This window comes from Marinomonas arctica (assembly GCF_003259225.1).
GTDB lineage: Bacteria > Pseudomonadota > Gammaproteobacteria > Pseudomonadales > Marinomonadaceae > Marinomonas > Marinomonas arctica.
The window spans coordinates 14050-28284 of sequence record NZ_QHJF01000030.1; the positions used below are offsets into that span (position 1 = coordinate 14050).

Consider the following 14235-nt stretch of genomic DNA (forward strand, 5'->3'; position numbering starts at 1 on the left):
AGGCTTTTTCAATGACATCAATAAAAGCCCATTGGTGTCTTCACTCGCTCCTTTTCTAAACCTATATCAGGTTTCACCTGCCGGGCTTTTTTATATTTGAAATACGCTTGTCATACTATCAGATAAGGGGTGTCATCATTCCTGCAACAAAATAGATACAAATAATAACGATTACCATTATAATTTGTGCTCTTCTATATCTATGGACAAGACGAACATTAAGGAGCCAATAAACAATGACGTTAAATATAAACGCTTTCGATACAACGAACCAACGCACAGTGCAATGGCGCGATAGCCCAAGCCGTTATGGCCGAATAAGCCGTGTACTGCATTGGCTCACTGCCATCTTAGTGATGCTTCAATTCACCGTGGTACTGGCATGGCGAGGAACGGGGAAAAACACGGTTACACTATTTTTATCAGACATTGGCCCTCATGGCACATTGGGTCTGATGATCTTGATTGTCACCCTAGTACGTTTCATTTGGGCATGGCTTAACCGACAGCAGCGCCCCCCAAAAACACCGAGTGTATGTGGTAAATTAGCGCGCGTTGTGCACGTTACTTTTTATGTGATACTGCTGTGTTTACCCACTTTAGCACTGCTACGCCAATACGGGGAAGGCTATGCGATTCAATTCTATGGCATGATTCTCGTGACCGAAGCAGAGCGCGATATTGCTTGGATGATTGCTCCAGCCGACCTTTTACACAGTCCGCTTGCATGGCTGCTCGGCGGATTAATCACAGGGCATATCATCATGGCGCTGACTCATCACTTTTGGTTTAAAGATAAGACTTTGGCACGTATGTTAGGACAAACCAGTGATGGATCACCATCATAGATCACAGACGGCTTAAAGAATAAACGAACCTTCCAATCTGCCATTTAGAAGCGTGTGTGTTACTCTTTAACGTAATAACTGGATACTAGGAGCGTCCCTTGTTTAAACCAAATTATTATTTATTGATCACAGCTGTCTTTGTCTTGTTCACTGTTATGACCAGCAATGTGTATTTTCAGTTGGCTTGGGCATGGTTTGCCTTGTCGTTTTTCACCGTCAGTCTTGCTTATCTGCTAAACAAGCCCACTATTTTTCGCAAGCGCTCCGATGGCACTGTACCCGTGTACGTTCGTTGGATTTTTATGCCTTTTCTATGGGGCACGCAGCTTTATAACAGCTGGGCACGAAGCAATGATCCGGTTCCGGCTTTGCAGGAAATTGATAAAGGGTTGTATCTTGCAAGGCGTCTATTTCCCTCTGATATCCACGATATTAAAAACGCTAATATCAGTGCAGTATTAGACGTAACAGCAGAATTTAGCTCATTAAACTGGGTGGCTTTTCAAGCCGATATCGATTATTTGAACATCCCTATTCTTGATCATTCGGTGCCGTCTGATACACAAATCCACCGCGCATTAAACTGGATACATACCCATCGTAAGACAGGACGTTCCGTTGTTATTCACTGCGCTTTAGGCCGTGGCCGTTCCGTATTCATGATGGCGGCGTACTTACTCAGCCAACATCCCAAATCGTCACCCAATGACATCATGGAGAAAATACGTAAAATCCGCCAAACGGCTCGTTTGAACAAACGCCAATTTAAATATTTAAAACGCGCTTTAGACAATAAGCTTTTGGTGGTGCATAACTCCGCGTGGTTAATCGCCAACCCGGTATCGGGCTCTCGTCAATGGGAAGAACAACAAGACGTTATTTTGCGCTATTTATCTGCCTACTTTAATGTCACGGTCAAAACCACCACGCCAGAAATGAATGGTACCGATCTAGCCAAAGAAGCGGTAAAAGCATCCCCCGATATGATCATCGCCTGCGGTGGTGATGGAACGGTCACCGAGGTCGCCGCAGCGATGGTTGGCACTCATATTAAATTGGGGATCATTCCCTTTGGAACGGCCAATGCTTTAAGCCATGTACTGTGCGGCACGCTCTCAAAAGTGGCTTCACTTGAAACCATCTGCTTAAATCTGATCGATGGTTGCGAACAGCGGATTGACACCGCAACCTGCAATGGCGAATTGATGCTATTGCTCGCTGGCGTTGGCTTTGAGCAACAAATGATTGAAAAAGCCGACCGAGAAAAGAAAAATACCAGCGGTCAACTGGCCTATTTAAAGGGCTTATGGGAGGCAGTTGGTCAAAACGAAGTGCATGAATTTACCGTAAAACTCAATGATGAAGCGCCCTTTACCATCAAAACGCCAAGCTTAACCATTGCTAATGCCGCACCTGTTACGACATTATTGGCGCAAGGAAAAGGTGTGCCCAATATTATGGACGGCGAACTGGATTTAACCTGGTTAGACCCAGAGCGCATGCAAATATTGAACTTGGCAGAACTCGCCATGCTTGGCATGGGCGATCAACATGAAGACAGTGAATCCGCTGAAGGCAACAATGGCATTTTCCACCGGTCAGCACAACGCGTCACCGTGGATATCAGCCAAGTCGGTCACTATGTGATAGACGGCGAAACGCGCGAAGCAGAAACACTAGAAGTCATCGTTAAGCCTAAATCATTAAGTGTCATCGTGCCAGAATCCGTCGCGATTTAAAAAGGCGAGGTTTTAGACGTTAAAGGTACTAAGCGTCAAAATGCCCCGTAACATCCTGTTTAAACAATAAAAAAGCGGCATTCTGCCGCTTTTTTATTCAGTGTGCCGTCCTTGTTAAGACACGGTATTCCAAGGCAATTGCCCAGGCGCCGCATCAACAAAGTTGAAATACTGCTCTAGCTGGTCAATAAGATCTCGAATTACCTCATCTTGGCTACAGCCATAAAGTTCATAACCAAGGGCACCGTTGCGGATGTATACATCTGCTTGCCAATGAGTGTCGTACTTCGAATTCTCACTGTGCGCTTCTGGTATTTCATGTTCCGTGGCGACTACTTGGTAATAAAAATCCAATTTTTCGTCACGCTCTAGCTGGAACGTCACACCATTTTCTTCTTTGGTGATGTTGGCTTTCCAACCATGAGTCGCCAGTTCCTTCTGCACTTCTACCATCGCCGGCTCGACAACATCTTTAATAAAATGCTTTACCTTGGCTTCGCCAGGGAATTTAAACAAGGTACTTAAACGCTTGCGCCAACTGCCTTCAGTACTAAAGGCTCGTCCTGGTGCGGCCGCTGCTTCTACTGCTGCACCACGGTGTCCTTCAATGACCAAAGCTCGCCATAACCCCAACGCAGCGATCAACATAATGATAGCAAAAGGCAATGCCGCCAAAATACTCATGGTCTGCAACGCACTCAGTCCACCAGCCAACAATAAGGTAGCTGCAATAATACCTTCAAGCGAAGCCCAAAATACACGCTGCCAAACCGGTGTTTCTAGCGCGCCACCAGATGCCAATGAATCCACCACTAAGGAACCCGAATCCGACGAGGTAACAAAAAAAGTAATGATCAAAAAGACGGTGATCACTGATAAAAAAGTTGACCAAGGCAACAAGTCATAGAACTGGAATAACGCAACAGAATGATCGGCTTGTACTTCGCCAATCAAAACATCCTTGCCCTGTTCCATAATCAAATACAGAGCGGTATCACCAAAGATAGCAAACCATAAAAAGGTAAACAGAGTCGGAACCGCAAGCACGCCAAAAATAAACTGACGAATCGTACGACCACGGCTAATCTTGGCAATAAACAAACCAACAAACGGTGCCCAAGCGATCGTCCAAGCAAAAATAAACAGCGTCCAATTACCAATCCAATCACTTTGCGTATAAGCCTGTAGATTAAAAGTACGCTCGACAATGTTACTCAGATAGGAGCCGGTGTTTTGTACGAAGGCATCAAGAATATGAATGCTTGGGCCAACAAAAAACACAATCACCATGATGAATACAGCCAAGCCCATATTCAAAATCGACAGGTTTTTCACCCCTTTATCCATACCCGCAACCACAGAGCCAATGGCAGCTAAGGTGATTAAGCCAATAGCGGTGATTTGCACCATGGTACTAATCGGAATGTCTTCCCAAAGGTAATGCAAACCTGCGTTGATCTGGGTAACCGACAAGCCAAGCGTAGTGGCCAAACCAAATAAGGTACCGAGAATCGCAAATACGTCGACAATATGACCAATAGGGCCGTATATACGATCACCAATCAGAGGATACAGCGCCGAACGCACCGACAGCGGCAAACCATGACGGAACGCAAAATACGCCAGCACCAGCCCCATCAGGCCGTAAATGCCCCAGATATGTAAGCCCCAATGGAAATACGCAATCTGCATGGCTTCGCGAGCAGCACCGATTGTCTCGGCGGTAGCGTTAGGCGGTTGGGAGAAATGTAAAACAGGTTCAGCCACGCCAAAAAATAACAAAGCAATCCCGTAACCAGCCGAGAACAGCATGGCAAACCAAGCGGGAAAACTGTATTCAGGGTCTCCATGGTCTGGGCCTAAGCGGATATTTCCCCAGCGGCTAAACCCGATACAAACAAGAAATACCAGAAAAATCGCGGTTGCCAGCATGTAAAACCAGCCAAAGGTCTTAGTTACCCAAGCCAATGCGCTTTGAAATACTTCTCCTGCAAGCTCTGGGTTACTTAAGGTTCCGACGATAAGAAATAGGGTAACGACAACGGTTGGAATAAAGACCGGAAGCAAAATCGCCCCCGTTGCCGTCTTTTGTGAATAGGTCATAAAGGCTCCTCCTTTATGCATACTTTGACAAAAGCGGACAATAATTGCAAGAAAATGATTAGATGTCTAAATATTTTACGTATTAAGTGAACCCGTCAGATAGACACAAAAAAGCCAGCATTGCCCCTAATCTGCCAATGCTGGCTTTTGTGTTAAAGCGGTATTCAGCGCTTATTTTTCTTAAGTTTCACCTTGGTCTCGTTTTAACAAACGGACGCTAATCGGCGAAATAAAGCGCTGTTTAATTCCTGTACAAATTGTTAATGTTGAGCGGCCACTTGCAGTGCTTTCATTTCGTCATGGCACTCTTTCATTCTGACTTTAACGCGGCGCAGAGTCATTTCACAGTCTTGGGGTTGGTTCCGCTCTAGGGCAAGATCAAGTTCTTCTAGAACCTTATCTTCCACCTCTTCCAACTGATCGACATAAGTAAAAGTGCTTGGTTCGCTGGTGATTTTTGATATTAACTTAGTGTAAGCCTGACGCGCTTTGACTAGATTATTGGTATCCGTCTCTACTTCACCTTGCTGATCAACAGCAAATGGCTGAAGCTCCGCAACGGCTTCTGATTTAGCACCTATCATGCGGTCAAAAAAGGCATTATAAGTCGTGTCGTCTAATTTGGTTTTCGCTTCTTGGTAGAATTCAATACCGCCGTTCATTACTTTAATAATGTCTGTAATGTGGTGGGCATGTGCCGTTTGGTTTTGCATCTTTCCTCCTAAGCTAAATAGCGCCTAATTAGCGTTTCTTTTATTGCGTGTTCCTGTCTACATAGTTGGCGATGGCAGGATGAAAAACAACCGCATTGGAGGAAATGCACTTAGACTGCATGTTTATTACAAGAAGTAGATACACCATTAAGGGTTACACTGGTAATCGGGTGGACGATTTCAATTCTCGCAGAGAAATATTCGAAGCAATCGCTGACACGCCCGGTAACTTTCTCAGAACATGGTCGACAAAGCGACTGTAATCGTCTAAATCCCTAGCAACCACTTGCAACAAGAAGTCCGCCGCGCCTGTGGTGTTATGACAGGACAATACATTGTCACAGTGCTGAATGATCTCTTCAAACGCTTGTGTGGTGTCTTCATCGTGTTGATTGCAAGTCAGCTGGACAAACGCCATCACACCAAAGCCTAATTTACGACGGTCAAGATTCGCCTGATAATCGGTAATAATGCCCTCCTCTTCCAGCCGTTTTAAGCGGCGCCAACAGGGTGTCTCACTCAACGACAGCTCGCTGGCTAATTTGGCATTGGTCAATTTTCCATCTTGCTGCATACGTCGAACAATATCAGTGTCTACCTTATCCAAAGCCACCATTGAAAGATTCCTCTCTAATTTGTCTATTATTAGAAATAGTATTTCTTAAAAGCGACAATATACACGAAAAAGAGCAAGGTAATTTCTTCTGCATTCAGTAGTCTATTAAGCTGATGCAATGACCACCAAGGAGCAAACAATGAAAGCGGTTGTCTACGAGAGCTTTTCGACTACCCCCAAAATCATGAATGTCGACGATCCAACACCAGAAAATCATGGTGTGGTGATCAAGGTAGAAGCGACCGGAGTGTGTCGCAGTGATTGGCATGGTTGGATGGGACACGATCCAGACATTGTACTGCCACACGTTCCCGGCCATGAGTTTGCCGGTATTATTGAGGCCGTGGGCAAAGACGTTAAACGCTTCAAAGTAGGCGACCGTGTGACCGTACCTTTTGTTAGCGGATGCGGTGCTTGCCCAGAATGCCATGGCGGCAATCATCAAGTCTGCGGCAATCAAACCCAACCGGGATTTACCCATTGGGGGTCTTTCGCAGAATACGTCTCTATTCATCATGCGGATGTGAATCTCGTTACTCTGCCAGAGACCATCGACTTCACCACAGCCGCAAGCCTTGGCTGTCGCTTTGTTACCTCGTTTAGAGCGGTTGTCGATCAAGGTAAAGTCAGCGCAGGACAGTGGGTGGCTGTGCATGGCTGTGGCGGTGTTGGCTTGTCAGCCATCATGATTGCCAACAGCATTGGTGCCAATGTGATTGCCGTAGACGTAACAGACGATAAACTTGAGCTCGCAAAAGCCCTAGGCGCCTACGCAACGATTAACGCCACCAGCGTGGCAGATGTGGCTGAAGCCATTAAAGACATCACCCGCGGCGGCGCTCATGTATCAATCGATGCGCTTGGTCATCCGACAACTTGCATCAACTCGATTAAAAGTTTGAAAAAGCTCGGCAAGCACGTCCAAGTCGGTTTGCTGTTAGCGGATCAAGCCACACCGCCGATTCCGATGAATCTGGTCATCGCCCATGAGCTTGAAATCATCGGTAGCCATGGTATGCAGGCGTTTCGTTATGACGCCATGTTGGCGATGATTAAATCAGGCAAACTCAGCCCAGAAAAGCTGTTGGGGCGAACCATTAGCCTAGAAGAATCCATCGCCGCGTTGACGAATATGGATAAAATTAATCCACCGGGCGTCACCGTCGTCACACGCTTTTAACCATTATTGTGTTCTATAAAAAAGCGCTTACTGTTGTGGTAAGCGCTTTTTAAGCTAATCAGCAGGAATACCTGTTTGTAATCAAGCCACTGAGTGCTTTTCTAAGGGCTGATCCGTCGTATTTCCCGCATCTGGGTCATCATAAATCTCTTGGTTAAACTGACCTTCGCTTTTTGCCACGACCACAGAGACCACCGCATCGCCAGAAACGTTAACCGCCGTACGAATCATGTCCAATAAGCGGTCAACGCCTAGAATCAAACCAATGCCTTCAATCGGCAAACCGACTTGTGCAAACACCATAGACAACATAATAAGACCAACACCAGGCACGCCGGCTGTTCCAATAGAGGCTAAAACGGACATCATGATGACAGTCAAATACCCTACCATGCCCAGCTCAACATTATAGATATTGGCGATGAATACCGTTGCTACGCCCTGCATGATGGCGGTGCCATCCATATTGATGGTCGCGCCAAACGGCACACTAAAAGACGCCACCGAGTTTTTCACGCCTAGACGTTTTGTCACCGCACGCAAGGTCACTGGGATCGTCGCATTAGAGCTGGAAGTACTGAACGCAAACACCTGCGTATTACGCATTTTCTTCATAAAAGTGATAGGGCTTAAACCTGACAATACTTTTAATACCAACTGCAAAGTCACAAATAGGTGGAACAGCAAGACACCAATCAAGACTAAGACATAACCCAGTAATTGAGCCAATAAATCCATGCCAAGATCCGCAATGGCTCTGGCAATAAGACAAAAGACCGCATAAGGGGCAACCGCCATAATGATTGTGACCATTTTCATCATGATCTCATTAAGAGATTCCACAAAGTCACTGACCACAAGCGCTTTCTTGCCCACCATTAAGATACTCACGCCAAACATGATAGAAAAGAAGATCACGGGCAACATATCGCCCTGCGCCATCGCACTGATTGGATTAGACGGTATGATATTAATTAATACTGTCGACAAAGGAGGAGACGCTTTGCCATCAAAACTGGCCGCAGATTCTGCATTCATGCCTTCCCCAATACCAAGACCAGAGGCAATCAACAACGCCGACGCAATCGCCAGAGCCGTGGTAATCAAATATAAGAAGAATGACTTTGAGCCAATGCGTCCGAGCATCTTGATATCACCAATGCCGCACACACCAGACACTAATGAGAAAAACACCAATGGAACCACCAGCATTTTTAAAGCGTTAACAAACATGGTGCCAACGACGTAAAAAACACCATCGGTTAAATAACTGTTCGCCCACGTCCCTGGCGCATTTGCACCTGTCAGGTTGATAATCAACCCAACAACGATACCAAGCCCCATGCCCAGTAATACCTTAAACGTTGTATTCATAACACACTCTCTCAGTTTTATGTGCGCTACGAGGCCATGTTCATGGTTACTCGCGTCGCCATACGAAGGTTTGCTTAGCTAAACCGCCAATAGTCTGTATGACAAAGAAACGTTTTGCCGTACACAAAATGAATAAAAGTTCGACATGATACAGGTCATCCCTGACGATCCAAACTTATTTTTTTATTGTAGAAACCTAATGCAGCACTAAAGTTCACTAAAATGCCGTTATTCCATCCTTAAAAATTGTACGATCACTGCTTTGTAAATAGCGCCCTAAGGTGCTTTAATTCTCCTACTCTTCGCTGTCTCTATTGATTAAAACGACAGCGCAAACTAATACCCCAAAAAGGAACACGCCATGGTTACCGCTATCATTATGTTGTCTGTTGAAAAAAAACACATCAACCAAGTCGCTGAAAAATTAGCCGCTATCGATGGTTTATCTGAAGTGTATTCGGTAAGCGGTTCATACGATATCGCCGCTATCGCTCGTGTGCAGACTAATGACCAACTATCTGAATTGGTGACAAAACACCTTGCTCAAATCGATTACATTTTGAAAACAGAAACCATGCTGGCGTTTCAAGCGTATTCGAAACATGATTTGGAAGGCATGTTTTCGGTTGGTGTTTAGTTTTAAAACTCTTTTTTGGAGAGAGCAGTTATGAGTCATCTTCACACCGGATCTTGCTTATGTGGCGCGGTGACATTTGAATTGGCAGGCGAATTTAAGAAGTTCTTCTTGTGCCACTGTAGCCGTTGTCGAAAAACCTCAGGCACAGCCCATTGTGCTAATTTGTTTGCACCTGATGCGACACTTAGTTGGTTGAGTGGCGAAGATAAACTGAGTTTTTATCACCTTGAGGGGACTCGTTTTGCACGGACATTTTGCTCTGTGTGTGGTTCAAATGTGCCTACCGATGCGAAAGCTCGTGGCTTGGTCATCGTTCCTGCTGGCTGTTTAGACACTGACGTTGATATCACACCACAAGCGCACATTTTCATGAACAGCAAAGGCAACTGGGATAACCATTTAGGCGATGTTCCCGCGTTCGATGAAATGCCAAACTAAAACCGAATCAAAAGCCAACATCATTTGATATTGGCTTTTTTATATCACTCACAACTGAGCTAATCGTCGAGCCGCTTCAAGTAGAGTGCTGTCTTCCTTCGCAAAACATAAACGAATAATACGCTGATCTTTAGGCGCTTGTTGATAAAATACACTAATCGGAATCGCAGCGACGCCAACCGCATCTATGAGCCATTCACAGAACGCCACATCTTGCATATCACTGATCGCGCTATAGTCTAATAATTGAAAGTACGTGCCTTCACATGGCAGTAAGGTAAATCGGCTGTCAGCCAGTGCCTTTCTCAACACATCACGCTTTTGCTGATAAAACACTGCCAAGCCAGTACTCGCTTCCGGTAAAGCCATCAAATGCTCCGCCAAGGCTTGCTGTAAAGGCGTTGCCGTACAGAAAGAAACAAACTGATGCACCTTGCGCAATTCGACGGTTAATTCCGCTGGCGCCACGACATAGCCTACTTTCCAGCCGGTTAAATGAAAGCTTTTACCAAAAGAAGACACCACTACGCTGCGTTTCTTTAACTCTGAGTGTTTGTGAACACTCACTGCGGATTCACCAAAATGTATAAATTCATACACTTCGTCGGACAGTACATAAATATCTCGACTCGCAATCGCTTGCCATAAGGACTCTAAGTCTTCTGCCAACCAACAACTTCCCGTTGGGTTGTGTGGCGTGTTGATTAATACCAAACGCGTCTTATCGCTAAGCAATTCAGCAAACGCCAGCCAATCAGGGCGAAATTCAGGGGCGCTCAACGTAACTCGACGACAAATACCACCGGCTAAGGTCACGGCTGGTTCATATAAGTCATAGGCGGGATCGAACAAGATCACTTCATCACCGTTATGCACTAACGCAGCAATTGCATCAAAAATGGCTTCCGACGCACCACTCGTCACGGTAATTTCATCTAACACGCTGACTTTTCGGTCGTAATGACGTTCGATCAGATTGGCAATCGCCTCCCGTAATATCGGCAAACCAGCCATAGGAGCGTACTGATTATTACCAGTTAAAATCGCCTGCGATGCGCGTTCTAATAATCGAGCATCCGGTGGAAAATCAGGAAATCCTTGCGACAGGTTAATCGCACCTTTTTCTGCGGCCAACGCCGACATTTTGGTAAAAATAGTGGTGCCGACAGAAGGCAGCTTAGAGGTAAGAATAGACGCGTTGGTCACAATGATGTCGCCCCAAAAGAAATGAATGCGACTAAGTTAAAAGACTTATGGATAGATCGTCAATGATCTTTGAATAAGAAGCACGTCTTGATCGATAATGGCATATTGGTCGGCAGTAACAAAAACGCCAAGACACAAGTCTTGGCGTTTTAATCACACTTTTATGACCTCGAATTACGCCGTCATGAACGGATAATCCGTATAACCTTCTGCACCAGGGGTATAAAAGGTATTTGGATTTGGCTCGTTCAATGCGGCACCGGCTTTGACTCGCTCAACAAAATCCGGATTCGCCAATATCCCTGTACCAAATGCGACGCTGTCTGCTTGATTATTAGCAAGCACCTGATTGGCTTCATCTGGCGTGTAACCCATATTCACCATTAAATGGCCTTGGTAGGTTTCACGAGCCACAGCGACGACGTCGGCTTGCTGGATACCAAAGAAATCCGCACGCATCAGGTGCAAATAGGCCAAATTAAAACGGTTTAAATGCTCACACAAGAAACGCGTCCACTCAACGGGATCGCTTTCTTTCATGCTTTGAAAACTATTAAGAGGAGACAAACGCAGGCCAACACGATCGCTGCCTAATACGTCTGTTACTGCTTCAATTACTTCGGTTAAAAGGCGCGCACGGTTTTCCAATGAGCCACCGTATTCATCGGTACGCTGGTTGGCGCTTTCACGTAAAAATTGATCAATCAAATAACCATTGGCACCGTGAATTTCTACGCCATCAAAGCCAGCTTCTTTAGCATTGATCGCCGCTTGACGAAAATCCGCCACAATGTCTTTGATTTCAGCCACAGTTAAGGCACGAGGCACGGTATACGGTTTTTTACCTTCCGGCGTGTGTGTCTCGCCGTCAATCGCAATGGCGCTGGCTGACACGGCTTCTTTGCCGTCATTTAGCAACGGATGCGCGGCACGGCCAGCGTGCCAGATTTGCATAAAGATACGACCGCCTTTTTCATGCACGGCTTTTGTTGTTAGCTTCCATCCTTCAATTTGCTCAGCGGAATACACGCCTGGATCATCACCAAACGCCGATGTGCCTTCTGTCACCATGGTGCATTCCGTGATCAACAACCCCGTGCTGGCACGTTGAGCATAATACTCTGCCATCAAGGCATTTGGCTGATGCCCAGGTGCACGTGTGCGTGTTAATGGCGCCATAACAAAGCGGTTTGATAGTTCTACAGCACCCAATTTAACGGGGTGAAATAAAGTCGTTGTCATTCTGTTCTCCAATTTGTTTCAATCTTGATATCAAGGATACGCACTACATATGGCAGTTATTTTAAAATACAATCGCGTGCACTTTCTTTACTGAATATAGTACAAAAAATACTCTTTTTAAGACCTTGCAGGTCCTTTGCTCACGGTCTATATTGCCTGCACTCGGCGATGTATTTATCGTCTTTTTTGGTCCTATCAAACACTTATGTGTGAGGCAATTCACCGCAATGACATCCGATTCCAGCAGGCCAGTCGCTCCTTTTGGCACCTTACTAGGTATCGCTCCTGGGAATGTGCCCGTGTATTCATCTGATTATGATTCTGCCGACGACAACGAGTTACCCAATCGCCATGCCTACCGCAGTTATGTGGATGGTATTTTTATGGGATACAAATGGCAGTGTGTGGAGTTTGCTCGGCGCTGGTTGTATCTAAACAAAGGCTATATTTTTGATGATGTGGCCATGGCTTATGATATTTTTCGCCTTACCTCGGCGCGTTTAATCGCCGACGAAAGCCGCTTACCATTGAAATCGTTTCGTAATGGTTCGTTGCGTCACCCTGAAGTGGGCTCTCTGCTTATTTGGAGCGAAGGCGGCGAATTTGAAATCACCGGTCATGTGGCGATTGTGACTAAAGTCTTACCAGACCGCTTATACCTGGTCGAACAAAACGTCGGCCACCAAGTCTGGCCAGAAGGCCAAGATTACTCCCGCGTATTAGATGCTAGAATCAGTAAAGATGGCGGTTATTGGCTACGCTGCTCTTATGGTGACGCTTCTATTTTAGGCTGGGTAATACAAACCGACGACGACCTGCATGCCGAAAATATTGAGCCCGATGATCCGGCTTTATTTGATTTACAAATACGTCATGTACCCAACAAAGGCCAAGCTTCCCGCGCTTGGTTAAACATCGCCAATCCTGCTGAAGAAGCTTTTGTCGATATGATGGGCGGTCACAAACTCGCCAGCCGACCGGAAGACGACTATAAGTATATGGTCATCACCGACACCGCTGAGCGTGAGCTAAAACGCGCCACTAACGAATTACATGCCTTGTTTATGCACGCTACCGATTATGTGCTGCAAAATGACGAACTGCTTTCCAGTTTTAATATCCCCCCTGCGCTGTGGCCTAAGATCCATCAATCTTGGGATAATCGTCGCAACCAGATGATCACCGGGCGATTTGATTTTAGCCTCTCAGCAAAGGGCATTAAGGTTTACGAATACAACTGTGACTCAGCCTCTTGTTATATGGAGGCTGGCATTATTCAGGAAAAGTGGGCCGAGCACTACGGTGCAACGGAAGGCGAAGGTTCGGCAACAGATTTGGTCGACGAACTCATTGAAGCGTGGAAAAACAGTGCGGTCAAAGGTGTGATTCACATCATGCAAGACACGGATCTAGAAGAAAATTATCACGCCCTTTTCATGAAGCGTACTATGGAAAAAGCGGGGCTGGTTTGTAAGGTCATCAAAGGGGTCAGTAGCCTAAGCTGGGATGAAGACGGTGACGTAGTAGACGCGGATGGCGTGAAAATTTGTTGGGTATGGAAAACCTGGGCATGGGAAACGGCTCTCGATCAAATCCGTGCTGAATGTGACGACGACGAACAGCGCCTACGCGACTACCAAACGGATATGCCGCGTAATGAAGCACCGCGCTTGGTCGACGTTTTACTGCGCAAAGATGTCATGGTGTATGAGCCTCTTTGGACGCTTATTCCTAGCAACAAGGCTATTTTGCCAGTGTTATGGATGCTTTTTCCCAATCATCCCTATTTATTGGAATCTTCCTTTGAGTTAAGCGATTCCTTAAAAAACAACGGCTATGTGAGCAAACCCATTGCGGGACGTTGCGGTTTTAACATCAGCCTATACGATGGTGAAGAGGCCTTGATGGAAGAAACCGCTGGGCGTTTTTCCCACCAAGATCAAATATTTCAAGCGCTGTGGAAGCTGCCAGACATTGAAGGCTATCGTTCACAAGTCTGCACTTTCTCAGTAGCGGGACATTACGCAGGCAGCTGTTTGCGTGTTGATCCAAGTTTGGTCATCACCAAAGACAGTGATTTGATGACCCTACGCGTCATTGAATAACCTCTAAGATATTGATTTATAAATACATAAGCCT

The 14235-nt window shown here is 45.8% G+C and carries 12 protein-coding genes; 6 read left to right on the forward strand and 6 right to left on the reverse strand.

The features are described 5' to 3' along the window. The first annotated feature begins 236 nt into the window (after positions 1–236). Positions 237–848 carry a cytochrome b gene (locus DK187_RS16760; protein ID WP_111608485.1) on the forward strand — a complete coding sequence of 204 codons (612 nt, stop codon included), beginning with the start codon at positions 237–239 and terminating at the stop codon, positions 846–848. A gap of 98 nt (positions 849–946) precedes the next feature. After that, entirely contained in the window at positions 947–2587 is a 1641-nt protein-coding gene (locus DK187_RS16765) for a diacylglycerol kinase family protein (RefSeq protein WP_111608486.1), read from the forward strand. A 114-nt stretch (positions 2588–2701) separates the two neighbouring features. Here the strand turns inward: DK187_RS16765 and DK187_RS16770 are convergent, their stop codons facing one another. From DK187_RS16770 to DK187_RS16780, 3 genes are all read right to left on the reverse strand, one after another. Further along, on the reverse strand, positions 2702–4690 hold the full coding sequence (locus DK187_RS16770; protein WP_111608487.1) for a BCCT family transporter: 1989 nt from the start codon (positions 4688–4690) through the stop codon (positions 2702–2704). Between the two features lie 260 nt (positions 4691–4950). Further along, the gene (locus DK187_RS16775; RefSeq protein ID WP_111608488.1) at positions 4951–5403 is read right to left on the reverse strand and encodes a PA2169 family four-helix-bundle protein; all 453 of its coding nucleotides are present in this window, start codon (positions 5401–5403) and stop codon (positions 4951–4953) included. 154 nt (positions 5404–5557) lie between these two features. Then, positions 5558–6019 (reverse strand): Lrp/AsnC family transcriptional regulator, encoded by a 462-nt coding sequence (locus tag DK187_RS16780; RefSeq protein WP_111608489.1) that lies wholly within the window; start codon positions 6017–6019, stop codon positions 5558–5560. 139 nt (positions 6020–6158) lie between these two features. Here DK187_RS16780 and DK187_RS16785 point away from each other — a divergent pair, with 139 nt between their 5' ends. Next, a complete protein-coding gene (locus DK187_RS16785) occupies positions 6159–7199 on the forward strand; it encodes a zinc-dependent alcohol dehydrogenase family protein (protein WP_111608490.1) in 1041 nt (346 codons plus the stop codon). Between the two features lie 81 nt (positions 7200–7280). On the opposite strand, the gene DK187_RS16790 is transcribed toward DK187_RS16785, so the two are convergent. Continuing rightward, positions 7281–8573, reverse strand: coding sequence for a dicarboxylate/amino acid:cation symporter (locus tag DK187_RS16790; protein ID WP_111608491.1), 1293 nt, complete (start codon positions 8571–8573; stop codon positions 7281–7283). Between the two features lie 361 nt (positions 8574–8934). Between DK187_RS16790 and DK187_RS16795 the strand changes: the two genes are divergently transcribed. Then, positions 8935–9210 (forward strand): Lrp/AsnC family transcriptional regulator, encoded by a 276-nt coding sequence (locus DK187_RS16795; RefSeq protein ID WP_111608492.1) that lies wholly within the window; start codon positions 8935–8937, stop codon positions 9208–9210. Between the two features lie 30 nt (positions 9211–9240). Continuing rightward, a complete protein-coding gene (locus DK187_RS16800) occupies positions 9241–9648 on the forward strand; it encodes a GFA family protein (protein WP_111608493.1) in 408 nt (135 codons plus the stop codon). 48 nt (positions 9649–9696) lie between these two features. Here DK187_RS16800 and DK187_RS16805 read toward each other — a convergent pair whose 3' ends face one another. Further along, positions 9697–10854 (reverse strand): methionine aminotransferase, encoded by a 1158-nt coding sequence (locus DK187_RS16805; protein WP_111608494.1) that lies wholly within the window; start codon positions 10852–10854, stop codon positions 9697–9699. Between the two features lie 174 nt (positions 10855–11028). Next, positions 11029–12096 carry an alkene reductase gene (locus DK187_RS16810; protein WP_111608495.1) on the reverse strand — a complete coding sequence of 356 codons (1068 nt, stop codon included), beginning with the start codon at positions 12094–12096 and terminating at the stop codon, positions 11029–11031. A gap of 227 nt (positions 12097–12323) precedes the next feature. Here DK187_RS16810 and gss point away from each other — a divergent pair, with 227 nt between their 5' ends. Then, entirely contained in the window at positions 12324–14201 is a 1878-nt protein-coding gene (gene gss / locus DK187_RS16815) for a bifunctional glutathionylspermidine amidase/synthase (protein ID WP_111608496.1), read from the forward strand. The last annotated feature ends 34 nt before the right edge of the window (positions 14202–14235 follow it).

Bases quoted from the DNA above. Each gene is read 5' to 3' on its own strand.
- DK187_RS16760 (WP_111608485.1), top strand. From the start codon at position 237: ATGACGTTAAATATAAACGCTTTCGATACAACGAACCAACGCACAGTG.
- DK187_RS16770 (WP_111608487.1), bottom strand. From the start codon at position 4,690: ATGACCTATTCACAAAAGACGGCAACGGGGGCGATTTTGCTTCCGGTC.
- DK187_RS16775 (WP_111608488.1), bottom strand. From the start codon at position 5,403: ATGCAAAACCAAACGGCACATGCCCACCACATTACAGACATTATTAAA.
- DK187_RS16780 (WP_111608489.1), bottom strand. From the start codon at position 6,019: ATGGTGGCTTTGGATAAGGTAGACACTGATATTGTTCGACGTATGCAG.
- DK187_RS16785 (WP_111608490.1), top strand. From the start codon at position 6,159: ATGAAAGCGGTTGTCTACGAGAGCTTTTCGACTACCCCCAAAATCATG.
- DK187_RS16790 (WP_111608491.1), bottom strand. From the start codon at position 8,573: ATGAATACAACGTTTAAGGTATTACTGGGCATGGGGCTTGGTATCGTT.
- DK187_RS16795 (WP_111608492.1), top strand. From the start codon at position 8,935: ATGGTTACCGCTATCATTATGTTGTCTGTTGAAAAAAAACACATCAAC.
- DK187_RS16800 (WP_111608493.1), top strand. From the start codon at position 9,241: ATGAGTCATCTTCACACCGGATCTTGCTTATGTGGCGCGGTGACATTT.
- DK187_RS16810 (WP_111608495.1), bottom strand. From the start codon at position 12,096: ATGACAACGACTTTATTTCACCCCGTTAAATTGGGTGCTGTAGAACTA.
- gss (WP_111608496.1), top strand. From the start codon at position 12,324: ATGACATCCGATTCCAGCAGGCCAGTCGCTCCTTTTGGCACCTTACTA.